The following is a 25,560-nucleotide window of genomic DNA, read 5'->3' as shown; positions in this document are numbered from 1 at the left end:
CGCGCGAGCCGTCGTCCACTGCACTAACCTTCGGGCCATGGAAGATCTCGACCGCCGGCTCGTCGGCCTGCTGCTCACGGACGGCAGGATGAGCTACACGGACCTCGGCAGGGCGACGGGCCTGTCGACGTCGGCGGTGCACCAGCGGGTCCGGCGCCTCGAGGAACGGGGCGTCGTCACCGGCTACACCGCGCAGGTCTCACCCGACGCGCTCGGGCTTCCGCTCACGGCACTCATCTCGGTGACGCCCTTCGACCCGAGCGATCCCGACGACGTGCCCGAGCGGCTGCGCCACATCACCGAGATCGAGGACTGCCACTCGGTCGCCGGCGTCGAGAGCTACATCCTCAAGGTGCGGGTGCAGACGCCGGCCGACCTCGAGGACCTGCTGGCGCGCATCCGCTCAGCCGCGAGCGTCTCGACCCGCACGACCGTGGTGCTCTCGACGCCGTGGGAGGGCCGCAGCGCCTCGGCCGAGCCCCGCGAGACCGACTGAGCCCCGAGTCAGCCGGTCGGACGGGTCCGTGTTCACGCCGCCGCGCACGATGGCGACGCTCTCGTCCGCGGCAGGGTGGTGGCCGGGTCCGGTTCAGCACGGAGGGGCGTTCAGAGCTGCTCGATCGGCTCGAGGGCCGGGGAGCCCACGACGACGCTGACGTCGGCGAGACCGCGCCGTCGCGTCGCCAGGCTCCGATGCCACCACCAGAGCCCGAGTGCGGCAAGCGTCATGGAGCCTGCCACGACGGCGAGGGTCGTCAGTGAGCCGCTCACGAGCGGTGAGACCGCCCCGGCCACGAGCGCGTTGACGCACGTGCTGAGGAAGGACTGGAACGAGGAGACGGCGCCACGCTCCCGCGGCCGCAGGTCGAGCAGCGCGATCGTGAGGATCGGGAAGACGAGGGACACGCCGAGCGAGGCGGCGGCCACGGGAACGACGGTCCACGGCAGCGTGGGCTCGTCGACGAGCGCCTGGTAGGCGACCGCGAACACGCCGCCGGCGAGGGCCACGAGGAAGCCGGCGAGGACGAAGGCCCCCTGTCGCACGCGACCGGCCAGGCGCCCCGTGAGGAACGAGCCGATCATCATGGTGACGACGAGCGGGACGAAGAGCACGCCGAAGTCGCGCTCGCCGAGCCCCAGGTGGTCGACGACGATGGCGGGCGCCGAGGAGATGTAGAGGAAGAGGGCGCCGAAGTTGAGGGCGATGGCGGCGCTGAGGCGCAGCACCGCGCCGTCGCCCGCGGCGGACGTGAACGACGTGAGCAACGGCCGCGGCCGGAACGGGACCCGCTCAGCGGCCGGGTGCGTCTCGGGCAGCGACGTCAGCGTCAGCACGACGAGGAGCACTCCGTAGCCCGCGAGCACCCAGAAGATCGTGCGCCACGACCCCCAGCCGAGGATGGCGCCGCCGACGATCGGCGCGAGCGCCGGGGCGATGGCGAAGATCATCGAGATGTGGCTCATGAACCGCTGGGCGTGCGCCCCGTCGAAGAGGTCGCGCACCACCGTGCGCCCGACGATCATCCCGGCGCCGGCGACGAGGCCCTGGGCGCCGCGGGCGCACAGCAGGAGCGGCATGCTCGGCGCCAGCGCGCACAGGGCGCTGGTGACGGCATACAGCGCGCAGCCGGCGAGGATGACGGGACGACGACCGAGGGCATCGGACAGTGACCCGTGGAAGAGGCTCGCGACCGCGAAGGCGACGAGGTAGACGCTGACGGTCTGCTGCATCGCGACCTTGTCGACGCCGAGGTCGCGGGTCATCACCTCGAACGCCGGGAAGATCGCGTCGATCGTGAACGGCCCGACCATCGTCAGCGCCGCGAGGACGAGGACGAGCTGCAGCTGCGGCACGCGCGCTCGCGCCGGGGCGTCGCGGGACGCCTCGTGGGTCAGCGTCATGCGCGACCGATCCGGGCACGACGGGCTCGGGTGACCGACGCGAGGTCCTCGGGCGCCAGGCCGATGTCGAAGCCGCGTCGGCCGCCGGAGACGTAGACCGTCCCGAAGCCGTATGCCGTCTCGTCGAGGACCGTGGGCAGCGCGCGCTTCTGCCCCACCGGGGAGATGCCGCCGACGACGTAGCCCGTGCTGCGCTCGGCCGCTGCGGGGTCGGCCATCGTCACGCTCTTGACGCCGAGCGCCGCGGCGACGGCCTTGAGGTCGAGCTGGCCGTCGACGGGCACGACGCCCACCGCCAGTGTCGCGCCGGTGTCGACGAGCAGGGTCTTGAAGACGCGCGAGGGCTCGACGCCGAGCGAAGCCGCCGCCTCGAGGCCGTAGCTCGCCGCCGCGGGGTCGTGCTCGTAGGGGTGGCGGGAGTACGGGATGCCGGCGCGGTCGAGGGCGACGGTGGCCGGTGTCGACGGACCGTCGGCCGGGCGCTGCCTGGCCATCAGGCGTCGCCGACGGACGCGAGCCCGTCCCAGATCGTCGTGACGACGAGGTCGGTGGCCTCGTCCGCCGTCGTGCCCGGGTGCGTGCTGCGCCAGACCGCGAGGCGCTCGCAGCCGCCGATGAGGATCTCGGCCATGACGGTGACCCGGCGCGCCTCGAGGGGCTCGAACGCCGGCAGCGTCCGCAGGCCCTCGGCGAACGCCTTGGCGGTCTGCTGGCGGATGCGTTCGACGGACGCCGAGGCCTCGCCGATGAGGGCTCCCTCGGTGCGCAGCAGCGCGAACGCCTGGTCGTGCTCGTCGATGAAGGAGAAGAACGCGTGCACGACACCACGCACCCGGTCGCGGGCCGGTGCGGCCGGCTGGGCCACCCACGAGTCGATGAGGGCGGCGAGCAGCTGCCCACGGGCCCGCTCGATCGTCGCCGCCAGCAGGCCCTCCTTCGACCCGAAGTAGTCGTAGATGAGGGGTTTGGTGACGCCGACGAGCTCGGCGATCTCGTCCATCGTGGCGGCCTGGATGCCACGGGCCGAGAAGACCTGCTCGGCCACCGCCAGCATCTGCGCCTCCCGCTCGGCGCGAGGCATGCGGACGCGGGTGCCGGGGGAGCGGGAAGTCACCGGCGCAGTCTACGGGTGCCCTCGCGCGGCTCCATGACGCAGAACTCGTTGCCGTCGGGGTCGGCGAGGGGGACCCCGCAGGCGTCCCCGTGGCCGGCGTCGAGCCGCGTGGCCCCGAGCGAGAGGAGGCGCTCGACCTCGGCGCCGAGGTCGTCGCGTGTCGTCGGGCTCACGTGGAGGTGCATGACGTTGCGCCCCGACCTCGGACGCACGGGCGGCCCTCCCCAGGCGATCTTCGCGCCGCCGCGGGGCGACTGGATGGCCGTCTCCCCGTCGTGGTCCCAGACGAGCGGCCAGTCCAGGGCCAGGCTCCAGAAGAGGCCGACCTCGCGGGTGCCGTCGCAGGCGAGCTCCCCGAGGAACGCGGTGTCGGCGAGGAAGGTGTTGCCCGCCTCGATGACGCAGAGCTCGTTGCCCTCCGGGTCCGCGAGCACGATGTGCCCCTCCTCCGGTGTCTGGCCGATGTCGAGGTGTCTGGCCCCGAGCCGCAGGGCCCGGTCGACCGTCGACTGCTGCTGCTCGGGCGTGGTGCTGGTCAGGTGCAGGTGGATCTGGTGGGGCGCGGTCCTGCGCTGACGCCCCGGCAGGAACCGAATCGAGATCTCCGGGTCCTCACCCGCGAGCACGACGCCGTCGGCGTCGGTCTCCCGCTCCAGCAGGCCCGCCCAGAAGGCTGCGAGGCGGAGCGGGTCCGACGCGTCGATGCAGAGCTCGATGAGGTTGCTGGTCATCGGGCGCTCGTCTCCGCTCGGTCGACACACGTGGACGCGAGCCACGCTAGGTGGCGACGGGTCAGGGTGACAACGCAGTTCTCGGTCCGGACCCGGGACGACGTGTGGCCCGGGACCGCGACGGTCCCGGGCTGCACGGCATACGTGCTCGTGCGCGGTGTCAGACGAGCAGCTGCGACTCGGCGGCGGCGCGGCTCGTCGCAGCCTGCTCGGTCGCCTCGGCGAGAACCGACTCGTGGTCGACCGACTGGTGCCACCACTGCTGGCCGGCCTCGGGCAGCGTGTAGATCGGGTCGTAGTAGACGTACTCGCGCGACATCGCCTCGGTGTCGTCGCCCTCGATCGACGTGCGGTAGTTCTTGCGCCAGTAGGAGATGCCGCGCTCGGTGTCGTACTCCTCGACCTGGTGCACCCAGCGCTTGCCGACGAAGGGCACGTCACAGACGATGCGCGGGGTCGAGAAGCCGGGGAGGTAGCCCATCATCGAGTGCTGGAGGTGCTGGGCCTCGGCGAGCGAGAGCCGCCAGTGCTCGGCGAAGGGGATCATGTCGCACATGTAGAAGTAGTACGGCGTGATCTGGGCGCCGTCGGCGAGCCCGAAGCACAGGTCGAGCAGCTGCTCGGTGGTGTCGTTGACGCCGCGCATCAGCACACCCTGGTTGCGCACGTCGCGGACGCCGGCGTCGAGCATGGCCTTCGAGGCGCGGGCGACGGACGGGGTCAGCGACTGGGCGTTGTTGACGTGCGTGTGGATCGCGAGCGAGACGCCGCGCGAGCGGGCCTTGGCCGAGACGCGGGCCACGCCCTCGACGACGTCCTCGGCGAACCAGTGCTGCGGCAGCCCCATGAGGGCCTTCGTCGCGAGTCGGATGTCGCGGATGTTCTCGATGTCGAGGAGCTGGTCGATGAACGCCTCGAGGTTCTTCCACGGCATGTTGGCGACGTCGCCACCGGAGACGACGACGTCACGCACGACGGGCGACGTGCGGAGGTAGTCGAGCATCGCGGCGTAGCGGTCGACCGGCTTGAGGTCGAACTTCAGCTTGGCGACCTGCGGCGTCGAGTTGCCGACGAGGTCCATGCGGGTGCAGTGGCCGCAGTACTGCGGGCAGGTGGGCAGCAGCTCGGCGAGCACCTTGGTGGGGTAGCGGTGCGTCAGCCCCTCGGCGACCCACATGTCGTGCTCGTGCAGCGAGTCGCGCGACGCGTGCGGGTGTGACGGCCAGTCGGTGCGGCGGTCGGAGAAGACCGGCAGCATGTAGTTGCGGATCGGGTCGGCGTAGAAGGCCTCGGTGAAGTCGTGCCCGGCCGACGGCATCGGCGAGTCCGTCGACGGGACCATCGTGTTGAGCATCTGCGGCGGGACGAGCATCGACATCGTCGCCCGCTCGCTCTGGTCCTTGGCGAGGTCGTCGTAGAAGCGGTCGTCGAGCAGGTCACCCATGAGGGCTCGCAACTGCTTGATGTTCCTGACACAGTTGACCCGCTGCCACTGTGCGCTGTCCCAGTCGGCCTGGGTGATGCTCGCCCAGCCCGGGAAACGCGTCCAGTCGGGCTCGACGAGCTCGCGTCGCCGGTACGCGTAGGGCTGCTCAACCTTGCTCATGCGGAGAACAGTAACGGCAGGGACGGTCTCGCTCAAACACGTCCAGCTCACGAAATTGTGAAGATACCGCCGACGTGCCCCTATGCTGACGCAAGATCTCCGGTTTCCGTCCGTACATACAGAAGGATTTGTGAACGTGTCAGACCCGACGTCGGCCGCCCCGGATCGCACGGACGCCGCCCGCGTGTCGTCGCCCGTCGGCCTGCACCGTGTGCTCGAGCCCACCGGCGACGCCATCACCCTCCCGCAGGCGGCGCGGCGACTCGACGCCAGCCCGAAGCTGTGGCCCGACGAGGTCCGGATCGCGGTCGAGACGCTCAACCTCGACGCGGCGTCCTACCGGCAGCTCGCCGAGAAGCACGGCACCGACGGCACCGTCGACGGGGGAGCCGTGCGCGCCGAGGTCCTCGACATCGTCGCGACGCGCGGCAAGATGCAGAACCCCGTGACCGGCTCGGGCGGGATGCTCATCGGCACGGTCGAGGAGGTCGGACCGGACAGCACGCTCGGTCTCGCGGTCGGCGACCGCGTCGCGACCCTCGTTTCGCTGTCCCTGACCCCGCTCGCCATCACCGACGGCCTGGCCCGCTGGGACGGCCTCTCCGAGCAGGTGCCGGCCGAAGGCCACGCGATCCTCTTCGGCCGCAGCATCGCGGCCACCCTGCCCACCGACCTCGACCCGCACCTGGCGCTCATGGTCATGGACGTGTGCGGCGCGCCGGCGCTCGTCGAGCGCGTCGTGGGGGAGTATGCCGCCCGCGGCGTCGCGCCGACGGTGGCGGTCCTCGGCGGGGCCGGCAAGTCCGGCTCGCTCTCGCTGGCGGCCGCTCGCGCCGCCGGCGCCGGTCGGACCATCGGCGTCGTCCCGGTCGAGCGCGAGCGCACGGTTCTCGAGGGGAGCGGCCTCGCCGACGCCGTCGTCCTCGCCGACGCGCGGTCGCCGCTCGGCCTGGCGGCAGCCGTCGAGTCCGCCGGGGGACCGGCCGACGTCACCGTGGTCTGCGTCGACGTGCCCGGCTGCGAGCAGCCCGCGATCCTCGCGACCGCGCAGGGCGGCACCATCATCTTCTTCAGCATGGCCACGAACTTCGCCGCGGCCGCCCTCGGGGCCGAGGGCCTCGCCGCCGACGTGCGGATGCTCGTCGGCAACGGCTACGTCCCCGGCCACGCCGAGACGGCGCTGCGCCTCCTCCGGGACGTCCCGGCCGTGCGGGCGCTCTTCGAGGGCCGCCTCGCCACCGAGAAGGCAGGATCTGACGCATGACCCGCCCCAACGCCATGCTCGAGCTCGACCCGGCCGTCGTGCGCCGGGCCCGCTCGCTCGCCCGCAAGGCAGCCGCCCCCGTCGTGAAGATCGCGCGCAGCCACACCACGGTGTCAGTGGAGCGCGCGACCCTGCGCCTGGCCGGTCTGGCCGGCGCGGACCACGAGCGCGTGCCGTGGGTCAACCACCTCGTGACGGCGGTCCGCGACGAGGTCGGCCTCGAACACGGCGTCACGACCCCGGTCTACGACGCCCTGCTCCGCGGCGAGGCGCCCGACCTGACCAGGCTCGCCCAGAAGGCGGCGAGCGGCAACGTCTCCTTCCGCCTGCCCTCGGGGCGCGAGGCCACGGCGGCCCGCAGCGCCGCCGCCAAGGGGGTCGGTGTGGGTCTGCGCACCATCGACCGCTCGCGCGCCACGCGTGACCGTCTCATCAAGCGTCACGGCGACCCGAGGACCAAGCCGTGGATCTACCTCATCGTCGCGACCGGCGACATCTACGAGGACATCCCGCAGGCCCAGGCGGCCGCGCGTGAGGGCGCCGACATCATCGCCGTCATCCGCTCGACCGGTCAGTCGCTCCTCGACTACGTGCCTGAAGGCGCGACCCGCGAAGGTTTCGCCGGGACGTACGCGACGCAGGAGAACTTCCGCCTCATGCGCGCGGCGCTCGACGACGTGAGCAAGGAGCTCGGTCGCTACGTCCGGCTGACGAACTACGCCTCGGGCCTGTGCATGCCCGAGATCGCGGCCCTCGCCGGCATGGAGCGTCTCGACATGATGCTCAACGACTCGATGTACGGCATCCTCTTCCGCGACATCAACCCGATCCGCACCTTCGTCGACCAGCGCTTCTCGCGGCAGGTCCACGCCCGTGCCGGGATCATCATCAACACGGGCGAGGACAACTACCTCACGACCGCCGACGCGGTCGAGGCCGCCCACACGGTCACGGTGAGCCAGCTGCTCAACGAGCGCTTCGCCAAGGAGGCCGGCCTCGAGGACTGGCAGCTGGGCCTGGGCCACGCCTTCGAGATCAACCCCGAGATCCCCGACAGCTTCCGGATGGAGCTCGCCCACGCGATGCTCGCCCGACAGCTCTTCCCGGACGCGCCGCTGAAGTGGATGCCGCCGACGAAGCACATGACGGGCGATGTCTTCCGCGGCTACCTGCTCGACGGCTTCTTCAACCTCGTCGGGGCCATGACCGGTCAGGGCATCCTGCTCGTCGGCATGATGACCGAGGCCGTCGTGACGCCGTTCCTCTCCGACCGCGACCTCGCGCTGCAGAACGTCCGCTACGTCATGAACGCCGCGAGCGGACTGACCGAGGACTTCCACCCGCCGCGCGACGGCTACATCCAGACCCGCGCGCGCCAGGTGCTCTCCGAGGCCGTCGACCTGCTCGACCGCATCGTCACCGACACCGACGCCGCCGGCGACGCGCCGCTCCTCGCGGCCATCGCCGACGGCACCTTCGGACTCATGAAGCGACCGGCGACGGGGGGCAAGGGTCTCGACGGGGTCAGCGAGCGCGCCGACGACTACGACAACCCGGCGACCACGGCCCTCGACGCATGGACCCCTCCGGCGAAGGAGACCGGCCGATGAGCGCCGCGAAGCAGCAGCCCGAGCAGGCAGCCACGTCCTCGGCCCCGCAGGGAAACATCATCCGGCCCTACGGCGACACGACCGGCGACGGCATGGTGCAGATGTCGTTCACCCTGCCGCTGCCGCACGACAAGAAGGCCGAGGGCGCCGCGCTCCAGCTCGCCCGGAAGATGGGCCTCGACCCGGCGCTGCTCGTGCACGCGAAGGCGATGGGTCCCGACTTCACCTTCTTCGTCGTCTACGGCAGCTCGACGCACCTCGTCAACCTCGACGACGTCCACGTCGTCGAGCGCGAGTACCCCCTGCTGTCCGCCAAGGACGCCAACCTGACGATCAAGAAGCAGCTGCGCCGCAAGCTCGTCGTCGTCGGTGCCTGCATCGGCACCGACGCCCACACCGTCGGCATCGACGCGATCCTCAACATCAAGGGCTTCGCGGGCGAGAAGGGCCTCGAGTACTACCGCGAGATCAAGGTCGTCAACCTCGGCGCCCAGGTGCTCGTGCCCGAGCTCGTGGCCCGGGCCCGCGCCGAGAAGGCCGACGCCGTCCTCGTCAGCCAGGTCGTCACCCAGAAGGACGCCCACATCCACAACACGACCCAGATGTCCGCGGCCTTCCGCGAGGCCTACCCGGCCGGGCAGGTGCCGATCCTCATCGCCGGCGGACCGCGCTTCGAGGACGGCTCCGAGAAGGCCCTGGGCGTCGACCGGATCTTCGGCCGGGGCACGACCCCGGGCGAGGTCGCCAGCTACCTGGTCCACGAGATCAGCCTCCGGAAGGGAAAGAAGCCATGAGCGAGACCACCACCGACCCCACGGCGCCCGAGCCCCTCTCGGCCACCGCGCCCACGACGCCGGCCACGGCCTCGGCCACTCCGGCGAAGCTGACCCGTGCGAAGGTCGGGCTGCGCATCACGCACCGCCGTTACGTGCCCTACGGTCACGCCCACTACGCCGGCAACCTCGTCGACGGCGCCTACTCGATGGCGGCCTTCGGCGACGTGGCCACCGAGATGTGCATCGTCACCGACGGTGACGAGGGCCTCTTCGCCTCGTACAGCGACGTCCAGTTCCGTTCGCGGATCACGGCCGGCGACGTCATCGAGATCTCGGCCGAGATCGTCCGCGTCGGCACCCGCTCCCGGGAGATGGACTTCGAGGTGCGCGTCGTCGGGCGTGGCAACCAGGAGCGCGGGGAGTCGGCGGCCGAGATGCTCGACCCGCCGATCGTCGCCACGACCGCTCGTGGCGTCGTCGTCGTGCCCTGAGCGCTGACGTCCCGGCCGCACGGCATACGGTGAACCCCGTGCGGCGTCTCCTCCTGTCCCTGCTCGGCGGCGGACTGCTCTGCCTCGCGTTCCCGACCTACGACGTCTGGGTGGCCGCACCGGTGGCCCTCGCGCTGTGGGCGTGGGCCTGGGCCGGCTCCGGGGGCCGTCGAGGCTTCCTGCTCGGTCTCGCCGGAGGGCTCGTCTTCTTCGTGCCGACGCTCAGCTGGTCGGGCATCTACGTCGGCGCGCTGCCGTGGCTCGCCCTCGCGACGCTGCAGGCCCTCTTCGTCGGCGTGGCCGGCGGACTCTACGGCTGGCTGAGCCGCCGGGGGAGTGTCCGCCCGTTGGCGTTCGCGCTCGTGTGGGTCGTGGCCGAGGGCTTCCGGGCCCGCGCCCCCTACGGCGGCTTTCCCTGGCTCAAGCTGGCCTTCGGACAGGCCGACTCGCCGTTCGGTCGGCTCGTGGCACTCGGTGGCGCGCCGTTCGTCGGCTTCGTCATCGCGCTCAGCGGTGGCCTGCTCGCGCTCGCCGCCCAGCACGCGCTGTCGGCGGTTGCCGAGCGCCGGGGGAGCGGCGCCACCACCCCGCCGCGATCGCGTATGCCGTCCCGTCGCCTCGCCCTGCCCGCCGTGGGAGCGCTCGTGCTCGGCCTCGTGGGGCTGGTGGTCCCGTTGCCGACCGACGGCCCGACCGCCCAGTTCCTCGGCGTCCAGGGCAACGTGGCGCGGCCCGGTCTCGACTTCAACGCCGAGCGCCGCCAGGTCCTCGACAACCACGTCGCGGCGACGCTCAAGGCACAGGACGACGTCGACGCCGGGCGCGCTCCGGCCCCGGACCTCGTCGTCTGGCCCGAGAACGCCTCGGACATCGACCCGCTGCGCAACGCCGACGCCAAGGACCTCATCCTCGAGACCGTCGACGCGCTGAAGCGACCCCTCATCGTCGGGGGCCTGCTCGAGGAGCCCGTCGGGTTCGTCTCCAACGTGGCCCTGCTCTTCGAGCCCGGAAAGGGCAACACCGACCGCTACGTCAAGCGCCACCCGGTGCCGTTCGCCGAGTACATCCCGAACCGGTCCTTCTGGCGGAACTTCAGCGCGGAGGTCGACCTCGTCACGCGCGACTTCGTCCAGGGCCCCGCGCCCGGCGTCTTCCGCGTCACGACGGCCTCGGGCCAGCAGATCCGGGCCGGCCTCGCCATCTGCTTCGAGGTGGCCTACGACGACATCATGCGCGACGCCGTGCAGACCGGCGCCAACGTCCTCGTGGTCCAGACGAACAACGCGACCTTCGGCTACACCGCCGAGTCGCCCCAGCAGCTGGCCATCAGCCGACTGCGAGCCATAGAGTTCGGCCGCTCCGTCGTGCACGTGTCGACGGTCGGCCAGAGCGCCCTGATCACGCCCGACGGAACCGCCCACAAGGTGACGTCGTTGTTCACACAGGCGGTGGTCAGAGGAGCACTACCCTTGCGGGACGCCACGACGCTGGCGACCCGGGTGGGGGAGGCCCCCGAGTGGGTCGCCGCCGCCGCACTGCTGACGATGCTCGCCCTGGGTCTTCGCAGCGGCCGCCCGGCAGCGCCGGAGACAACGAAGGAAGAGGATGACGACGACGCAGCGTGAGCCGGTGACCCGAGTGGCCGTGCTCATCCCGACGTACAACGAGCGGGACAACCTGCCCGGCATCGTCGCGCGGGTGCGCGCGAACGTGCCCGCCGCCGACGTCTTCGTGCTCGACGACGGATCTCCCGACGGCACCGGACAGGTCGCCGACGACCTCGCGTCCTCGGACCCGCAGGTCCACGTCGTGCACCGCTCCGCCAAGGAGGGCCTCGGCAAGGCCTACCTCGCCGGCTTCGCCATCGTCCTCGAGCGCGGCTACGACGCCGCCGTCGAGATGGACGCCGACGGCTCGCACCTCCCCGAGCAACTCCCGTCGCTGTTGGCCGCGCTCGGCGAGGCAGACCTCGTCATCGGCGCACGGTGGGTCAAGGGCGGCGAGGTGCGCAACTGGCCGGCTCGCCGCAAGGTGCTCTCGGTCGGTGCGAACCTCTACACCAAGGTGCTGCTCGGGATGACGGTCAACGACGCGACAGCGGGCTACCGCGTCTACCGCGCGAGCGCGCTGCGGACCATGGGGCTTCAGGGCGTCGAGTCGCAGGGCTACTGCTTCCAGATCGACCTGACGCTGCGTGCCGTGCGCGCCGGGCTCACCGTCGTCGAGGTGCCGATCACGTTCGTCGAGCGCGAGGTCGGCGTGTCGAAGATGGGCCAGGACATCGTGCGTGAGGCGCTGACCAGCGTCACGAGGTGGGGCATCGAGCACCGCGTGGGCCAGCTGCGCTCCGTCGCCGGCCGGGTGCGTGGGCACGAGCCTGTCGGGGACCAGTCGTGAGCGGCCCCACCGGTCCCACTGGCTCGTCTCGCGGTCCGTCACGGGCCAGACGAGTGCGCCTGACGCGTCTGGCGGTCGTCGCGCTGCTGCTCCTGCCGGTCATCGAGATCGTCGTCATCGTCGCCGTCGGCCAGGCCATCGGCGGCTGGCCGACGTTCCTGCTGCTCGTCGCGACCTCGCTCCTCGGGGCGTGGCTGATCCGTCGCGAGGGCGGCCGGGCCTGGCGCGCGCTCGACCAGGCCGTGCGCAGTGGCCGGATGCCGGCCCGCGAGATCGCTGACGGCGTCGTCGTGCTCGTCGGCGGCAGCCTGCTCGTCCTGCCGGGTTTCGTCACCGACGTGCTCGGCCTCGTCCTCGTGCTCCCGTTCACGCGGCCCGTCGCGCGCAGCATGCTCGCTGCCGTCATCTCACGCCGCCTGCTCGCCCAGACCGAGCGCTTCGCCGGGCCCACGGTGGCCGGACAGCCCGCGACGCCCGCCTGGGAGCAGGAGCAGACACCCCAAGGACCGCAGCGCTCGTCGACGAGCGACGAGGTCGTCGAGGGCGAGATCATCGACGACGAGGACTGAGCCCCGCGCTCGTCCCTCTGCGTCCCGGGTTCGAGGTGGTGACGGCACGCACCTCGCTGTCGCGATCACCTAGAGCCGGGACGACGGCATCGTGGGGTCGGGTTCAGAGCCTGCGGGCATGCGAAAAGCCCGCCTCCACGATCGTGGTGGCCGGGCTCAGAGCGTGCGGGCATGCGAGAAGCCCGCCTCCACGATCGTGGTGGTCGGGCTCAGAGCGTGCGGGCATGCGAAAAGCCCGCCTCCACGATCGTGGTGGCCGGGCTCAGAGCGTGCGGGTACGCGAGAAGCCCGCCTCCACGATCGTGGTGGCCGGGCTCAGAGCCTGCGGGCATGCGAAAAGCCCGCCTCCACGAACGGGGCGGGCTTCTCGGTGGTGCGCTCTGGGGAGGTCAGGCGGTCTTGCGGCGTCGCGGCTTCTCGCCACGCGACTCACGCAGGAGCGTCAGCCGCTCCTCGAGGAGCTCCTCCAGCTCGGGGATGGAACGACGCTCGAGGAGCATGTCCCAGTGCGTGCGCTGGTGCTTGACCGGCTTGGCCTCCGGCTCGGGTCCGCCGCCCTGCAGCTTCGCGTCGAGTCCGCAGCGGCACTCCCACGTGGGAGGCACGTCGGCCTCGATCGAGAACGGGAGCTCGGTGCGGTGACCGTCGGCGCAGACGTAGACGGTGAGCTGACGCTCACTCGGGACGACGTTCTCGTCGGACTCCATGCTCCTCGCGCCGAGGTTGGAACCGCGTAGTGCTCGATCGGCCATGTGGACCCCTCCAAGACTTATGCCCTTGTGACACCTCGCTGGTGTCTTACCCTCACAGACGCTTGAACGAGCGGAACGGTTGACTTGTTCCCCGGCGGGCGGCGAAGTGTAGGCGTTTCTCAGATGACGGCGGGAACCGGGTTGCCGGCCTGCACGATGCCCTCACGCATCCGCACCTTCGACAGGAGCACGCCGCCGATCGCGAAGAAGACGATGAGCGCGATGATCGCCCAGCGGTAGCTGAGGGTGAACTGGTAGACGAGGCCGAAGATGAGCGTCCCGAACCAGCTCGTACCGCGCTCCATGGCCTGGTAGAGGCTGAAGTACTCCGCCTCGCGGCCGCGGGGGATGAGCTGGCTGTACAGCGACCGCGACAGGGCCTGCGTGCCGCCGAGCACGAGGCCGATGAGCAGGGCGAGCGCGAGGAAGATGACGAGCGACTTCGACGGCAGGAGGAAGGCGAAGACGACGACGACCGTCCAGAGTCCGATCCCGTAGAGGATCGTGCGCCACGCCCCGATCGAGGCGGCCACCCGGCCGAAGAGCCGCGCGCCGGCGAACGCGACGAACTGCACGAAGAGGAACACGCCGAGCACGGTCGTCTCGGAGAAGCCGAGCTCCTTGGAGCCGTAGACGCTCGAGCTGCCGATGACCGTCTGGATGCCGTCGTTGAAGAAGAGGTAGGCGACGAGGAACAGCTTCGTCTGCGGGTAGTTGGCGAGGTCGCGGAAGGTGCTGCGCAGCTGCGCGATGCTGCCGCGGACGATGCCGGCCGAGCGCTCGACGGGGGTCTCGACCGTGCCGGTCAGGTGGCGCAGTCCTAGGTACGGGATGATCGTGAAGCCAGCCCACCAGAGACCCGCGGACAGGATGCTGATGCGTGTGGACAGGGCTCGGTCGAGCCCGAGGTCCTCGTGGAAGAAGTCGAGGGCGAAGTTGAGCGCGAGCAGGATGCCGCCGCCGAGGTAGCCGAACGCCCAGCCCTTCGAGGAGACCCGGTCGCGTTCGTTCTCGTTGGCGATCCGGCACAGGATCGAGTCGTAGATCACGAGCGAGGACCCGAGGCAGATGCCGGCCACGACGACGAGGACGGCGCCCAGCTGCCAGTTCGTGCCGGCGACGAAGAACATGAGGCTCGCCGCCAGGGCGCCCGCCCACGCGAAGCCGGCAAAGAGCCGGGTCGGTCGGGGACTGCGGTCGGCGATGGCGCCGATGAAGATGAGGACGATCGCCGACAGGATCGTCGTGAAGGTCACGGTGAAGAACCACAGCGAGCCCGGCGCCACCGGGATGCCGAGCACCGAGAGGTTCGTCGTGCAGTCCTGGCCGTCCGGCAGCCCGGGGCAGGCCGCCTGCTCCGCGACGGACGTGAGGTACGGGCTCATGAGCACCGTCGCCGTGGTCGTGACGTAGGCCGAGTTGGCCCAGTCGTACCAGTACCAGGCCCGCTGCTCCCGGGTCTCCGGTCGCGCGGCGTTGACGACGACGTTCGACATGCGAGGACTGTCCCACACGGGGCAGCGCAGGGCAGGGGGAGAGGCCGAAACACGCCGCAGCGTCGGGCGCCCGGGGTCAGCGGACGGCATACGCCCTCTCAGCGGTCGACGTCGCGGGCGTCAGGAGGTCGTCACGCGCTGGCACAGACGTCGTTCGTCATCGACGACACGGCCCTGACGCCCACCTGAGCCCCTGGCTCCCTCCACCTCCCCTGCTCAGTCGGTGGCAGGGGAGGGGAGGGGGCGCTGCTGGACGTCGGGTGTCGTCGTCAGCAGCTCCCACGCCAGACCGTGGGCGAGCACGACGAGGCAGACGACGGCGAGGGCGGCCGTCTGCAGCCCACTGAGACCGACCGCACCGCCCAGCTCGGGCGCAGCGGCGACCAGGACGATGACGGCGTAGAGCACGGCGACCACCCAGCGGTGCCGCCGGAAGGGGCCCCGGAGTCCCGAGCCGTCCGACCCGAGGGGGCCGCGGTCGGCGCGGACGAGCCGCAGGGTCGACCAGGCACCGACGAGGGAGACGAGCCCGAAGGTGGAGCGCCAGAGCCAGGGCTGGGTGGGTGCGACCTGCGCGAAGAGGCCCATGAGGCCGGGAAGCAGGAAGGTGAGGTAGACCCCGCCCACGAGCCGACGGGTCTCCTCATCGGCGAGCAGCTCACGCCGGCGGTCCAGGGCGGACCACCAGAGCCCGACGAGCGTGAAGCACGTGGCCGAGACGACGGCATAGAACGTGGAGAGGTCCATGCGGCTTCCTTTCCCTCACGGAATCGTCCCACCGTCGATCGGAACGGGGCCTCTCGTTTAGCCCTAAAGTATTGGGATGGGAAGCGCATCGGGTGACCAGGTCGGGCGGATCATCCAGGCCTGGCAGCGGGAGAGGCCCGACGTGGACGTGTCGTCGATCGGGATCATCACGCCGGTCGTGCGGCTCGCCGCGATCGTCATGGACCACCGGGCCCACGTGCTGGCCACCCACGGCCTCGAGCAGAGCCACCTCGACGTCCTCGCGACGTTGAGACGCAGTGGCGCGCCGTACCGGCTCACCGCGGGCGAGCTGTCCCGGCGCTGCCGCGTCACGGCCGGCGCGACGACGCAGCGCGTCCAGGCCATGGAGGTGCTCGGCTTCGTCGAGCGCGTCCGGGAGGAGCCGGACCGGCGCACCGTGCACGTGCAGCTCGCCCCGGAGGGACTCGCCCGGCTCGACGGCATCTTCGCGGACGTCATGGCGGGCGACGAGTCCCTGCTGGCCGGTCTCGAACCTCGGCAGCGCGCCGGGTTGGAGGAGCTGCTGCGCGCGTGGCTCGCCGTGCTCGAGCCGGGCGGCCGGGCCGAGCGGGGCGAGGTCACCCCTGAGTGAGGACGACGAGCTGCTGGGTGGCGCGTGTCATGGCGACGTAGCGGTCGACGGCACCTTCGATGCCGTCACCGAAGGAGTCCGGATCGACCAGTACGACGAGGTCGAACTCGAGGCCTTTCGTCAGCGTCGGACTGAGCGACCGCACCCGAGCCCGCTCCTCGAGGCCGGGGGCGCCGATGACGCAGGCCGTTCCGTCGGGGTGCGCGTCGAGCCACGTCGCGAGCACCGCCTCGAGGTCGGCGGCCGGGCCGTGCTGAACGGGCACGCCGCTCTCGCGGATCGAGGTGGGCACGTTCGCGTCGGGGAGCGCGGCACGGATGACGGGCTCGGCCTCGAGCATGACCTCTTCCGGAGTGCGGTAGTTGATGGTCAGTGACGACAGGGTGACCCGGTCGAGACCCACGCGACTCAGTCGCTCCTGCCACGTCTCCGTGAACCCGTGCCGGGCCTGGGCGCGGTCGCCGACGATGGTGAGACTCCGCGACGGGCAGCGGGACAGGAGCATCTGCCATTCCGCGTCGGTCAGCTCCTGGGCCTCGTCCACGACGACGTGGGCGAACGGGCCGGCCAGCAGGTCGGGGTCGACGGTCGGCCCGCCGTCGTCGTCGAGGGCGCTGCGGAGGTCGTCACCTCGCAGCATCGACATGACGTGCATGTCGGAGTCGTCCGAGGCGATGAGGTGCTCGACGACCGCGGCGCGTTCGACGCGCTCCGCCGCGAGGGCCGCCTCACGCTGTCGTCGGCGTCTCGAGACCTCCGGGTCGCCGAGCCGCATCCGGGCCGCGTCGAGCAGGGGAAGGTCCGACACCGTCCACGCGTCCGGCTTCGCTCGCTGCAGCCGGCGCACCTGCTCGACCGTCAGGGTCGGGGCGCACCGACGGAGGTAGGCGGGGACGGTCCAGAGGTCGCCGACGAGGTCCGCGGCATCGAGGAGCGGCCACGTCCGGTCGAACCGTGTGCGCAGCTCCCGGTTCTGCTCGAGCGAGCGGCGCACCATGACGGGGGTGGCCTCGAGCTCGACGTCGGCGCCGTCGTCGTCGATCCGGTCCTCGAGGTCGTGCCGCTCGACGAGGATCGTCAGCAACGCCTCCCACACGTCGTCGCGGGCCTCGTTGTGCGGCGTGCCGAGAGCGGCGGTGCAGGCCTCGGCCCAGTCGGCGGGGGAGAGCCACACGTCCGCCCACGGCGTCACGACCTCCATGCCGCGGGTCGGCGGCTCCTCGTAGAGCGCCACGGCCGGCTCGATGGCCCGGACGAGGTCCGTGGACTCCTTGAGTCGGGCCACCTCCGGGTCGGTCTCCGGGCCCGCCGTGTCACCCTCGGGAACGAGGTCGCGCAGCGTGCACGTCTGCACACCTTCCTCGCCGAGACTGGGCAGCACGTCGGAGACGTAGGCGAGGTAGGGCTCGTGCGGGCCGACGAAGAGGACGCCGCCCCGGCGGTGGCCGAGGCGCGGGTCGGAGTAGAGCAGGTATGCCGTCCGGTGGAGCGCGACCACCGTCTTGCCCGTGCCCGGGCCTCCGTCGACGACGTGCGCGCCTCGGGAGCCCGCGCGGATGATGGCGTCCTGGTCGGCCGCGATGGTGCTCAGGACGTCCCGCATGCGCGGCGAGCGGCTCGCGCCGAGCGAGGCGATGAAGGCGGACTCGTCGTCGAGGGCCACGCGTCCGTCGAGACCGTCCGTGGTGAACACCTCGTCCCAGTAGTCGCTGACGCGTCCCCGGGTCCAGCGGTAGCGGCGGCGGCTCGCGAGACCCATGGGGTTGCCGTGGGTGGCGCCGAAGAACGGTTCGGCTGCAGGGGAGCGCCAGTCCAGGAGCAGCCGGCGTCCGGCGGCGTCCGTGAGCCCGAGACGGCCGATGTAGACGGGGTGAGAATCGTTCTCGGGGACGATGTGCCCGAGGCAGAGGTCGATGCCGTAGCGGCGCAGCGTCCGCAGGCGGGCGCTGAGGCGGTGGACCTCCTGGTCGCGGTCGAGCGCGGCCTGGCCGGTGCGTGCCGGTGCCCGACGGGCGACGTCGAGACGGTCGGACAGCTCGGCGATGGTCGCGTCGAGGGTCTCGGCGATGGCGGCGAAGTGGAGGTCGTCGTGGGCGATGAGGGCCGGGTCGGCCTTGGGTGCCAGGTGGTCGCGAAGGTCGAAGGCGCTGGTCGTCAGCGGGTTCACGCAGTGGGCTCCGTCCCGAGGTTTCTGGTGTCGGCCAGTGATTCTCGGTGACGACGGGGGTCTTGCCGCAAGACCCCCGGTGCGCTATACGTTGGAAGTGGAAGGAAGCGCGCGACGCTTCCTTCCTTTTTGCTGCGTCGGCTCAGGGTGATGCGCCTCTCGTCACTTCCCCCATAACGCCGATAATCGACATTATGTCACTTTGGCTGGAGAAGGCCCTCCCCGGAGACCGCGCTCTATCCGTGGTCCTGGACCACGCTGCTGCGCCGTAGCCTTGCTCGTGATGCAGTGCGACTACTTCGACGCCGGCCGCTGCCGCTCCTGTGCCCTCATGGGTGTGCCGTATGCCGTCCAGCTCGCCGACAAGGACGAGCGCTGCCGACGCGTCCTCGCCGACGTGGCCCCGGACGTCGCCTGGCTCGACCCCTACCCCAGCGCCGAGTCGGCCTTCCGCAACAAGGCCAAGCTCGTCGTCGGTGGCGTCACCGGCGCGGTGACCGTCGGGATCCTCGACGCCGACGCGAACGGCGTCGACCTGCGTGGCTGCGGCCTGTACGAGCCGCCGCTCCAGCGCCTCATCCCCCGGCTCGCGTCCGTCGTCGACGAGATCGGCCTGGAACCGTACGACGTGGCCTCCCGCCGCGGCGAGCTGAAGCACCTCATCCTCACCCTCTCCCCCACCGGGGACGTCATGCTCCGGCTCGTCCTGCGGTCCCGCCGTCACCTGGCCCTGCTCGAGTCTCGCCTGTCGTCGCTCCGGGCCCGGCTGCCTGAGGTGTCGGTCGTCACGGTGAACCTCCAGCCGGAGCACAAGGCCGTCCTCGAAGGTGACACCGAGATCGTCCTGACCGAGAGCGATGACCTCGCGATGCCCGTCGGCGACGTGGTCCTCCACCTGCGCCCCAACAGCTTCTTCCAGACCAACACCACCGTCGCCGCCGGCCTCTACCACCAGGCGCAGGCGTGGACGCGCATCGTCGACCCCACCACGGTCCTCGACCTCTACTGCGGCGTGGGCGGATTCGCGCTGCACTGCGCTCGAGCAGGCGCTTCCCACGTCCTCGGCGTCGAGGTGTCGGCCGAGGCCGTGCGCAGTGCCGAGACGAGTGCGTCCCGGTTGCGCGCCGAACACCCTGACCTCGGCCGGCTGGAGTTCCGTGCCGGCGACGCCACGGACGTCGACGCGCTCGACCGGGACCTGCCGGGATCCGACCGGACGATGGTCGTCGTCAACCCGCCGCGTCGCGGGATCGGCCCGGACCTGGCCCGATGGCTCGAGGGCTCCGGCGCCACGCACGTGACCTACTCGAGCTGCAACGTCGACAGCCTGGCCCGTGACCTGGGTCGCATGCCGTCCTACCGGGCTCGCGAGGCGCGTCTCTTCGACATGTTCCCCCAGACGTCGCACCATGAGGTCATCGTCCTGCTCGAGCGTGAATCAGGTTCTCAGTCAGTCGGTTACGCGTCAGGAGGTGTGTCGACGTGACGGGTGCACCCGAGACTCCCTGGACGGCGCCGGACGTCGAGCGGCCGGGTGGCTCCCTCGTCGCGCCCGAGGCGCAGATGTTGCCCGAGATGCTCGCCTGGCACCGCTCGACGCTGCAGTCCACGTGCTCGGGGCTGACGGGCGAGCAGCTGGCCGAGCGGTCGGTCGCCCCCTCGGCCCTCAGCCTGCTCGGACTCCTGCGCCACCTGCGCAAGGTGGAGCGGGTCTGGTTGCGCCAGCGGGTGGCGCGCGAAGAGGTCGAGTCCCTGCACGGCTTCGGGAGCGGTCGGGACCTCGACTTCGACGACCTCGACCCCGCGACCGCCAGAGCCGACTACGAGGCACTGCTCGCCGAGTGGGTGCTGGCCGACCGGGCCGTCGCGGGACGCAGCCTCGACGACGTCGTCGAGTCCGGCGACGACCCCTTCTCGCTGCGCTTCGTCTACCTCCACCTCATTGGTGAGTACGCCCGGCACAACGGCCACGCCGACCTCGTGCGTGAGCGCGTCGACGGTGCCACCGGTGCCTGACCCGGTGCGATCGTCACCGGACCCCATTCGGCTGGCGAGGATCCAGCGGCGCTTCAGCGAGTTCGCGACGGAGTATGCCGCTCTTCCGCTCTACTCGACCGTCTGCCGACACGTCGCCCACGACGACGAGACCGCGTCGCTGCTGCTCGCGGCCAGGCCCGGGCAGGCTCGGCCCGTTCTCTGGCTCGCCGCCCTGCACCACCTCGTCCTGCGCAACCCGGATCTGCCTGCGGCCCGGTGGTATCCGAGTGTCACCGGGGCGGCGAGCGTCGCGACGGGCGACCCGTGGCCCGACGTACGGCTGACGGTCCTCGACCACGTCGACGAGCTGACCCGGCTCATTGCGACGCACGGCACCCAGACCAACGAGGTGAACCGAGCCGTGTATGTCGCCGTAGGGCTCGCTGCGGCGACAGTCGACTCCGGCGACGTCCCGCTCGCCATCGTCGAGCTCGGTGCGAGCGCCGGCCTGCTGCTCGGCGTCGACCAGTACGCCGTCGAGCTGTCCTCGCCCACCGGGTCGGCACTCCTGGGCGACGGCGGCTCTGCGGTCCGGTGCTCGGGTGAGGACCGTTCCGGCGTCGGGGCGCTGCTCACGGCGGCCGGAGCTGCGCTGCCCGCCGTGCGTGGCCGCGTCGGCGTGGATCTCGAGCCCGTCGACCTCGCGTCAGTCGACGAGGTGCGCTGGCTCGAGGCGTGCCTCTGGCCGGAGGTCCCGGGCCGCATCGAGCGCTTCCGCGCCGCTGCCGACCTGCTCCGCCCCGACCCTCCCACGGTGCTCCGTGGCGACATGGTCGACCGACTGACGGACGCGGTGACGCTGGCGCGCACTGACGCCGGCGGCGGCGCGCACGTCGTGGTCCTCAGCTCGTGGGCGATGACCTACCTCCCCGCACCGCGTCGTCGCGACCTGGCCGCGGTCCTCGACGAGCTGGCCGGGACCGTCTCCCACCTGTCGTGGCTCACCGCCGAGCCGCGCGGGTGCGTTCCGGGCCTCGACGAGCCGGAGGTCGCCCTGGAAGGGAACACCGTGCTCGGCTTGCAGCGCTGGCGCCACGGACACGCGCTCCCTCCCACGGTCCTCGGGACCTGCCACCCGCACGGCGCGTGGATCGACGCCTCGCTGCCACCATCCCCCAGCTGACCCTGCCTCTCGAGGCCCTGCGGATGTCCACGGCTCGCCTGCCCTGCGCCGGTCACGTCGAGTACCGCGCGAACGTGCAGGACGTCGGATGGCAGCTGTCGGTCAGGGACGGGGCCACCGCGGGCACGGTGGGACAGGGCAAGCGCGTCGAGGCGGTCAAGATCCTGCTCGTCCCGAAGGCCTTGTGACCCGAGTGCATCTGGATTGCATAATGTCGATTATGGGCGAATTGTATTGTGCTGCAACGGAATTCATCAACGCATGCGGCGACCCAGGCCCGCGGCGTACGCGTCGAGCGCGCGGAGCACGGTCGGGGCGCGGTAGACGCGGTTGCGTCGGTGCCCGGTCGACTCGAGCAGGATGCCGTCGTCGACGAGCCGCTGCAGGGCTGCCTGTGCCGTGGGGGCCGAGACACCGAGCTCGCGCACGACGACCCGCGCCGTGACGACGGGCTGGCGCAGCAGCAGGTCGAGCATCGACCAGGCCGCGGAGCCGGCTCTCGCCGTGACCTTCGACGCCCAGTCGGCGCGCACCTGTCGGAGTGTCACGACGAGTCCCTCGCCGATGTGGGTGCCGTTGCGCGCGGCCTCGGCCACGCATCGCAGGATGGGCTCCACCTCTCCCCCACGGTAGGCCGTGAGTGCGTCGAAGTAGTCGTCGCGGATGGCGAGGAGGCCGGCCGAGATCGGGACGGTGACCCGTCGGATCGCCCCCGTGTGGAGCAGGACCGAGTGGAGCAGCGCCCGACCCGTGCGGCCGTTGCCGTCGGTGAACGGGTGGATCGTCTCGAACTGGGCGTGCGCGAGGGCGGCGTGCGCGAGCGGCGGCAGGTCGTCACGGTCCATGAAGGTCACGAGGTCGGCCATCAGGGCCGGCACGTCGGAGGCCACGGGCGGTACGTACTGCGCCTCCCCCGGGTGGAGGGGGGACCCACCCACCCAGACCTGTTGCTCACGCCAGCGGCCGGCCGGGTGCAGCGACTGCTGCGCCATGAGGGCACGGTGCATCGCGAGCACGGCGTCCTCGTCGAGTCGCCCGGCGAGGTCGAGCGCGGCCTGCATGGTGCGGACGTTGCCGAGGATGACGGCGGCGTTGGCGCGGTTGCCCTCGCCGATCTCGGCCTCGGCGAGGGCCCGTGCGGACGAGGTGAGGTTCTCGATCTGCGAGCTGGCCGCGCTCTCGGACCGCAGCAGCACCGAGGCGAACGGGGCGATCTCCCCCGCTCCCCCGGCGTCGAAGGTGGCGAGCAGCCGGGTGGCCTCGTCGAGGTCGGCGGCGAGGTCTCCGGGCAGCACGAGCCCGGCACCGGCGATCGGGGGCACGACGGCCGCCTCGAACGTGGCCGGTGTGGACCGCTGGGCGCGTCGCGACAGGTCGAGCAGGCCCTCGACGGACTGCCAAGGGACCGTCGTCGAACCGAGCGCGGGCCACGTCGTGTCCATGTCGATGAGACCTCCTTGGTAAAGGTTAACGCACAACCTTTACCAAGAGTGCTCCGTCGTCAGGCGTGCACGACGTCCACGGGTGCCTCGACGATCCACCACGCGGCATACGGGCTCAAGGACGCCAGCCCGTCCGCCCCACCGAAGACCGGGTAGCCGGCGAGCGCGTCGAAGGGGTGCGCGATGCCGACGTCGGCGAAGTGGCGCACCTCGACCGTCTGCCACGACGTCGTGACGTTGTAGACGCAGACCATCGAGCCGCTCGGGTGCGTGCGGACGACCGCCAGCACCCCGTCGTCGGTCTCGAGGATCACCCTCGTCTGCGCGGAGGCGTGCAGCTGCGGCAGCCCCGCGCGCACGCCCGCCAGATGGCGCAGGCCCTGGAAGACCTTCCCGGAGACGGTGTCGAGGTCGCCGCGCCGCGCTGCGACGGCCCAGTCCAGCCGCTCCCGGTGCGCCCACCGGTTGTCGTCCTCGTGACCGGGCTCGCGCGCCCAGTCGGGGTCGTTCGGCAGGCCGAGCTCGTCGCCGCTCCACACGACGGGGACACCTCCCCAGCCGGCGACGACCGCGTGGGCCAGGAAGAGGCGGGCGAGTCCCTGACCGATCCCGTCCCCGTCGTCGCGTGCCTCCGCGTCGGCCAGCCCCGTCAGAGATGCCGCCGTGCCGCTGATCCGCTTGTCGCCGGTCGCAGCGTTGTGCTGGAAGACGAGACCGTGCGCCCAGGACCCGGGATGGTCGCCGGAGTACCAGTTCGACAGGAACCGGCGGTGCGCATAGCCGTCGAGACCCGCTGACGCCGCGTCCCCGTCGTCGATGGCCCACCCGATGTCGTCGTGGCACCGGACGTAGCAGATCCACGTGCCGCTCGGCGGGGTCGTCGGGAGCGCCGAGAGGGCCTGCTTGGTGAGTCCGGTGCTGCCCGTCGCGAGCATCGACCAGACCTGCACCATGAGGCTGTTGTGGTAGGCGAGATCGCTGACCCGGCCGGCGTGCTCGCCCTGCCCGAGGTACTGCACGAGGTCACGCGGTCCGACGATCGCCTCGGCCTTGAACGCGAGCGCCGGGCACGCGATGCGCGCCACCGTGCGCAGCGCCTGCGTGACGGCGTGGACCTCCGGCTGGTTCTGGCAGCTCGTGCCGAGCCGCTTCCACGTGAAGGCGATGGCGTCGAGCCGGAGCACCTCGACGCCGAGGTTGGCCAGGTACAGGACGATGTCGGCGTACTCGACGAGGACGTCGGGGTTGGCCCAGTTGACGTCCCACTGCCACTCGTTGAAGGTCGTCCACGCCCAGCCGCGAAGCTCCTCGTCCCACGTGAAGTTGCCGGGCGCGAAGTCCGGGAACACCTCGGGCAGCGTGCGCTCGTACGCGTCCGGCATGACGCGGTCGGGGTAGATGTGGAAGTAGTCCCGGTAGTGCGACTCCCCCGCCCGGGCACGCCGGGCCCACTCGTGCTCGCGCGCCACGTGGTTGAGCACGAGGTCCAGCACGAGCGAGATGCCTTGCCCCCGAAGGTCGCTCGCGAGCCGGCGCAGATCCTCGACATCTCCGAGATCCGGCCGGACGGTGCGGTAGTCCCGGACGGCGTAGCCGCCGTCGTTGTCCCCCTCTCGGGGCTGCAGCAGCGGCATGAGGTGCAGGTAGCTGACACCGAGGTCGCGGAGGTAGCCCACTCGGCCCCGCAGGCGGTCGAGGTCGCCGGCGAACCGGTCGGTGTAGCACGCGTAGCCGAACATGTCCGGCTGCTGGAGCCAGTCGGGCCGCAGCAGCCGGCGCTGGTCCAGGCGTCGCAGCTCGGGTGAGCGCTGCTGGTAGCCGGCCACGGCGCTCTCGACGAGGCGCAGGGCGAGCGCCGAGACGTCGTGCTCGGGGTAGAGGACCATGAGTGCCGCGACGAGGTCGTCGGACCAGCGCTCGAGCCTCAGCTCGATGGTCTCGCGGTCGTGGTCGTCGAGCCCCGCGAGCAGCGAGTTCACCGACTCCGTCGTCGGTCGGACGTCGTGCGCAGCGTCGCTCATGGCCCGATTGAACAGCACCCGGCGTCTGCGCGACAGGGGCACGTTGGCGTCATCGCGGGCAGGTCACTCGAACGGGCTCGGGTCCCCGGCCCCGACGCGGGTCACGACGGGGAGGCCGTCGGAGTAGTCGACGACGGTCGTCGGCTCCAGGCCGCACTCCCCCGAGTCGATGACGGCGTCGATGACGTGGTCGAGACGGTCCTTGATCTCCCAGCCGTCGGTCATCGGCTCGTCGTCGTCGGGCATGAGCAGCGTGCTCGAGAGGATCGGCTCACCCATCGCCCTGAGCAGCTCGCGGACGACGGGGTGCTCGGGGATGCGCACACCCACGGTCTTCTTCTTCGCGTGCAGCAGGCGTCGTGGCACCTCCTTCGTCGCGGGCAGGATGAAGGTGTACGGGCCGGGGGTCACGGCCTTGATGGCACGGAACACCGAGTTGTCGAGGTGCACGAACTGGCCCAGCTGGGCGAAGTCCGAGCAGACGAGCGTGAAGTGGTGCTTGTCGTCGAGGTGCCGGATCCGCATGATGCGCTCCTTGCCCTCCGGGTTGTCGAGGGAGCAGCCGAGCGCGAAGCAGGAGTCGGTGGGGTAGGCGATGAGCCCGCCGGACCGCAGGATGTCGACCGCCTGGCCGATCGCCCGTGGCTGAGGGTCCACCGGGTGCACGTCGAAGTACTTCGCCATGGGGCCACCCTGCCATGC

General features: G+C 71.2%; 25 protein-coding genes. 13 read left to right on the top strand and 12 right to left on the bottom strand.

The genetic code is table 11. The annotated features are described in order from the left end of the window. The first annotated feature begins 37 nt into the window (after window positions 1-37). On the top strand, window positions 38-496 hold the full coding sequence (locus tag AB4Z14_RS00710; RefSeq protein ID WP_442273478.1) for an Lrp/AsnC family transcriptional regulator: 459 nt from the start codon (window positions 38-40) through the stop codon (window positions 494-496). Between the two features lie 110 nt (window positions 497-606). On the opposite strand, the gene AB4Z14_RS00705 is transcribed toward AB4Z14_RS00710, so the two are convergent. The 5 genes from AB4Z14_RS00705 to AB4Z14_RS00685 all read right to left on the bottom strand — a co-directional run bounded on the left by AB4Z14_RS00705 (window position 607) and on the right by AB4Z14_RS00685 (window position 5,353). Continuing rightward, window positions 607-1,902 carry a multidrug effflux MFS transporter gene (locus tag AB4Z14_RS00705; RefSeq protein ID WP_442273477.1) on the bottom strand — a complete coding sequence of 432 codons (1,296 nt, stop codon included), beginning with the start codon at window positions 1,900-1,902 and terminating at the stop codon, window positions 607-609. Then, complete coding sequence (gene ybaK, locus AB4Z14_RS00700) at window positions 1,899-2,396, bottom strand: Cys-tRNA(Pro) deacylase (protein ID WP_442273476.1); 498 nt, start codon at window positions 2,394-2,396, stop codon at window positions 1,899-1,901. The genes AB4Z14_RS00705 and ybaK overlap by 4 nt, the downstream gene beginning before the upstream one ends. After that, complete coding sequence (locus tag AB4Z14_RS00695) at window positions 2,396-3,016, bottom strand: TetR/AcrR family transcriptional regulator (protein ID WP_442273475.1); 621 nt, start codon at window positions 3,014-3,016, stop codon at window positions 2,396-2,398. Before AB4Z14_RS00695 ends, ybaK begins: the two co-directional genes overlap by 1 nt. After that, entirely contained in the window at window positions 3,013-3,747 is a 735-nt protein-coding gene (locus tag AB4Z14_RS00690) for a VOC family protein (protein ID WP_442273474.1), read from the bottom strand. Before AB4Z14_RS00690 ends, AB4Z14_RS00695 begins: the two co-directional genes overlap by 4 nt. Window positions 3,748-3,907: 160 nt before the next feature. After that, the gene (locus AB4Z14_RS00685) at window positions 3,908-5,353 is read right to left on the bottom strand and encodes a KamA family radical SAM protein (RefSeq protein WP_056777069.1); all 1,446 of its coding nucleotides are present in this window, start codon (window positions 5,351-5,353) and stop codon (window positions 3,908-3,910) included. A 136-nt stretch (window positions 5,354-5,489) separates the two neighbouring features. Between AB4Z14_RS00685 and AB4Z14_RS00680 the strand changes: the two genes are divergently transcribed. Genes AB4Z14_RS00680 through AB4Z14_RS00650 form a run of 7 tightly spaced genes read left to right on the top strand, consistent with a single transcriptional unit; the run spans window position 5,490 to window position 12,460 of the window. After that, window positions 5,490-6,617 carry an L-erythro-3,5-diaminohexanoate dehydrogenase gene (locus AB4Z14_RS00680; RefSeq protein ID WP_442273473.1) on the top strand — a complete coding sequence of 376 codons (1,128 nt, stop codon included), beginning with the start codon at window positions 5,490-5,492 and terminating at the stop codon, window positions 6,615-6,617. Then, window positions 6,614-8,227 (top strand): lysine 5,6-aminomutase subunit alpha, encoded by a 1,614-nt coding sequence (locus tag AB4Z14_RS00675; RefSeq protein ID WP_442273472.1) that lies wholly within the window; start codon window positions 6,614-6,616, stop codon window positions 8,225-8,227. The genes AB4Z14_RS00680 and AB4Z14_RS00675 overlap by 4 nt, the downstream gene beginning before the upstream one ends. Further along, window positions 8,224-9,021, top strand: a complete 798-nt coding sequence (locus AB4Z14_RS00670; protein WP_442273471.1) for an OAM dimerization domain-containing protein — start codon at window positions 8,224-8,226, stop codon at window positions 9,019-9,021. The genes AB4Z14_RS00675 and AB4Z14_RS00670 overlap by 4 nt, the downstream gene beginning before the upstream one ends. After that, on the top strand, window positions 9,018-9,494 hold the full coding sequence (locus AB4Z14_RS00665) for a hotdog domain-containing protein (protein ID WP_442273470.1): 477 nt from the start codon (window positions 9,018-9,020) through the stop codon (window positions 9,492-9,494). Before AB4Z14_RS00670 ends, AB4Z14_RS00665 begins: the two co-directional genes overlap by 4 nt. Before the next feature lie 38 nt (window positions 9,495-9,532). After that, complete coding sequence (gene lnt, locus AB4Z14_RS00660) at window positions 9,533-11,119, top strand: apolipoprotein N-acyltransferase (protein ID WP_442273469.1); 1,587 nt, start codon at window positions 9,533-9,535, stop codon at window positions 11,117-11,119. Beyond that, window positions 11,100-11,891 carry a polyprenol monophosphomannose synthase gene (locus tag AB4Z14_RS00655; protein WP_442273468.1) on the top strand — a complete coding sequence of 264 codons (792 nt, stop codon included), beginning with the start codon at window positions 11,100-11,102 and terminating at the stop codon, window positions 11,889-11,891. The genes lnt and AB4Z14_RS00655 overlap by 20 nt, the downstream gene beginning before the upstream one ends. Before the next feature lie 53 nt (window positions 11,892-11,944). Continuing rightward, window positions 11,945-12,460, top strand: coding sequence for an FxsA family protein (locus AB4Z14_RS00650; protein WP_442273467.1), 516 nt, complete (start codon window positions 11,945-11,947; stop codon window positions 12,458-12,460). Window positions 12,461-12,849: 389 nt separating this feature from the next. Here AB4Z14_RS00650 and AB4Z14_RS00645 read toward each other — a convergent pair whose 3' ends face one another. The 3 genes from AB4Z14_RS00645 to AB4Z14_RS00635 all read right to left on the bottom strand — a co-directional run bounded on the left by AB4Z14_RS00645 (window position 12,850) and on the right by AB4Z14_RS00635 (window position 15,455). Then, a complete protein-coding gene (locus AB4Z14_RS00645; protein ID WP_028785601.1) occupies window positions 12,850-13,212 on the bottom strand; it encodes an RNA polymerase-binding protein RbpA in 363 nt (120 codons plus the stop codon). Between the two features lie 119 nt (window positions 13,213-13,331). Then, complete coding sequence (locus tag AB4Z14_RS00640; RefSeq protein WP_442273466.1) at window positions 13,332-14,708, bottom strand: MFS transporter; 1,377 nt, start codon at window positions 14,706-14,708, stop codon at window positions 13,332-13,334. 216 nt (window positions 14,709-14,924) lie between these two features. Next, on the bottom strand, window positions 14,925-15,455 hold the full coding sequence (locus AB4Z14_RS00635; RefSeq protein ID WP_442273465.1) for a hypothetical protein: 531 nt from the start codon (window positions 15,453-15,455) through the stop codon (window positions 14,925-14,927). Between the two features lie 76 nt (window positions 15,456-15,531). On the opposite strand from AB4Z14_RS00635, the gene AB4Z14_RS00630 reads away from it, so the two are divergent. Then, on the top strand, window positions 15,532-16,068 hold the full coding sequence (locus AB4Z14_RS00630; protein ID WP_442273464.1) for a MarR family winged helix-turn-helix transcriptional regulator: 537 nt from the start codon (window positions 15,532-15,534) through the stop codon (window positions 16,066-16,068). On the opposite strand, the gene helR is transcribed toward AB4Z14_RS00630, so the two are convergent. Continuing rightward, window positions 16,055-18,235 (bottom strand): RNA polymerase recycling motor ATPase HelR, encoded by a 2,181-nt coding sequence (gene helR / locus AB4Z14_RS00625; protein WP_442273463.1) that lies wholly within the window; start codon window positions 18,233-18,235, stop codon window positions 16,055-16,057. The two genes, AB4Z14_RS00630 and helR, sit on opposite strands and share 14 nt — an antisense overlap. 283 nt (window positions 18,236-18,518) lie before the next feature. Between helR and AB4Z14_RS00620 the strand changes: the two genes are divergently transcribed. From AB4Z14_RS00620 to AB4Z14_RS00605, 4 genes are read left to right on the top strand one after another with little or no spacing between them, the layout of a single operon-like run. Then, complete coding sequence (locus AB4Z14_RS00620) at window positions 18,519-19,721, top strand: methyltransferase domain-containing protein (protein ID WP_442273462.1); 1,203 nt, start codon at window positions 18,519-18,521, stop codon at window positions 19,719-19,721. Further along, window positions 19,718-20,251, top strand: coding sequence for a mycothiol transferase (locus tag AB4Z14_RS00615; protein ID WP_442273461.1), 534 nt, complete (start codon window positions 19,718-19,720; stop codon window positions 20,249-20,251). Before AB4Z14_RS00620 ends, AB4Z14_RS00615 begins: the two co-directional genes overlap by 4 nt. Window positions 20,252-20,255: 4 nt before the next feature. Then, on the top strand, window positions 20,256-21,395 hold the full coding sequence (locus tag AB4Z14_RS00610; protein WP_442273460.1) for a DUF2332 domain-containing protein: 1,140 nt from the start codon (window positions 20,256-20,258) through the stop codon (window positions 21,393-21,395). Further along, entirely contained in the window at window positions 21,359-21,583 is a 225-nt protein-coding gene (locus tag AB4Z14_RS00605) for a hypothetical protein (RefSeq protein ID WP_442273459.1), read from the top strand. The genes AB4Z14_RS00610 and AB4Z14_RS00605 overlap by 37 nt, the downstream gene beginning before the upstream one ends. Window positions 21,584-21,649: 66 nt before the next feature. On the opposite strand, the gene AB4Z14_RS00600 is transcribed toward AB4Z14_RS00605, so the two are convergent. The 3 genes from AB4Z14_RS00600 to AB4Z14_RS00590 all read right to left on the bottom strand — a co-directional run bounded on the left by AB4Z14_RS00600 (window position 21,650) and on the right by AB4Z14_RS00590 (window position 25,542). Beyond that, on the bottom strand, window positions 21,650-22,837 hold the full coding sequence (locus AB4Z14_RS00600; RefSeq protein WP_442273458.1) for a Fic family protein: 1,188 nt from the start codon (window positions 22,835-22,837) through the stop codon (window positions 21,650-21,652). Window positions 22,838-22,896: 59 nt separating this feature from the next. Then, window positions 22,897-24,858 (bottom strand): alpha-amylase family protein, encoded by a 1,962-nt coding sequence (locus AB4Z14_RS00595; protein WP_442273457.1) that lies wholly within the window; start codon window positions 24,856-24,858, stop codon window positions 22,897-22,899. Window positions 24,859-24,921: 63 nt separating this feature from the next. Then, the gene (locus tag AB4Z14_RS00590) at window positions 24,922-25,542 is read right to left on the bottom strand and encodes an L-threonylcarbamoyladenylate synthase (RefSeq protein ID WP_442273456.1); all 621 of its coding nucleotides are present in this window, start codon (window positions 25,540-25,542) and stop codon (window positions 24,922-24,924) included. Between the last annotated feature and the right edge of the window lie 18 nt (window positions 25,543-25,560).

The sequence above is a fragment of the Terrabacter sp. 2TAF16 genome (genome assembly GCF_052115065.1).
GTDB lineage: Bacteria > Actinomycetota > Actinomycetes > Actinomycetales > Dermatophilaceae > Terrabacter.
Note: the sequence above shows the minus strand (reverse complement) of the source record. Positions and strands in the feature narration are given on the sequence as shown.

Bases quoted from the DNA above. Each gene is read 5' to 3' on its own strand.
- AB4Z14_RS00635 (WP_442273465.1), bottom strand. From the start codon at position 15,455: ATGGACCTCTCCACGTTCTATGCCGTCGTCTCGGCCACGTGCTTCACG.
- AB4Z14_RS00630 (WP_442273464.1), top strand. From the start codon at position 15,532: ATGGGAAGCGCATCGGGTGACCAGGTCGGGCGGATCATCCAGGCCTGG.
- AB4Z14_RS00670 (WP_442273471.1), top strand. From the start codon at position 8,224: ATGAGCGCCGCGAAGCAGCAGCCCGAGCAGGCAGCCACGTCCTCGGCC.
- AB4Z14_RS00620 (WP_442273462.1), top strand. From the start codon at position 18,519: ATGCAGTGCGACTACTTCGACGCCGGCCGCTGCCGCTCCTGTGCCCTC.
- AB4Z14_RS00640 (WP_442273466.1), bottom strand. From the start codon at position 14,708: ATGTCGAACGTCGTCGTCAACGCCGCGCGACCGGAGACCCGGGAGCAG.
- ybaK (WP_442273476.1), bottom strand. From the start codon at position 2,396: ATGGCCAGGCAGCGCCCGGCCGACGGTCCGTCGACACCGGCCACCGTC.
- AB4Z14_RS00600 (WP_442273458.1), bottom strand. From the start codon at position 22,837: ATGGACACGACGTGGCCCGCGCTCGGTTCGACGACGGTCCCTTGGCAG.
- AB4Z14_RS00655 (WP_442273468.1), top strand. From the start codon at position 11,100: ATGACGACGACGCAGCGTGAGCCGGTGACCCGAGTGGCCGTGCTCATC.
- AB4Z14_RS00665 (WP_442273470.1), top strand. From the start codon at position 9,018: ATGAGCGAGACCACCACCGACCCCACGGCGCCCGAGCCCCTCTCGGCC.
- AB4Z14_RS00675 (WP_442273472.1), top strand. From the start codon at position 6,614: ATGACCCGCCCCAACGCCATGCTCGAGCTCGACCCGGCCGTCGTGCGC.
- AB4Z14_RS00645 (WP_028785601.1), bottom strand. From the start codon at position 13,212: ATGGCCGATCGAGCACTACGCGGTTCCAACCTCGGCGCGAGGAGCATG.
- AB4Z14_RS00705 (WP_442273477.1), bottom strand. From the start codon at position 1,902: ATGACGCTGACCCACGAGGCGTCCCGCGACGCCCCGGCGCGAGCGCGC.
- AB4Z14_RS00595 (WP_442273457.1), bottom strand. From the start codon at position 24,858: ATGAGCGACGCTGCGCACGACGTCCGACCGACGACGGAGTCGGTGAAC.
- AB4Z14_RS00590 (WP_442273456.1), bottom strand. From the start codon at position 25,542: ATGGCGAAGTACTTCGACGTGCACCCGGTGGACCCTCAGCCACGGGCG.
- AB4Z14_RS00710 (WP_442273478.1), top strand. From the start codon at position 38: ATGGAAGATCTCGACCGCCGGCTCGTCGGCCTGCTGCTCACGGACGGC.
- AB4Z14_RS00690 (WP_442273474.1), bottom strand. From the start codon at position 3,747: ATGACCAGCAACCTCATCGAGCTCTGCATCGACGCGTCGGACCCGCTC.
- AB4Z14_RS00685 (WP_056777069.1), bottom strand. From the start codon at position 5,353: ATGAGCAAGGTTGAGCAGCCCTACGCGTACCGGCGACGCGAGCTCGTC.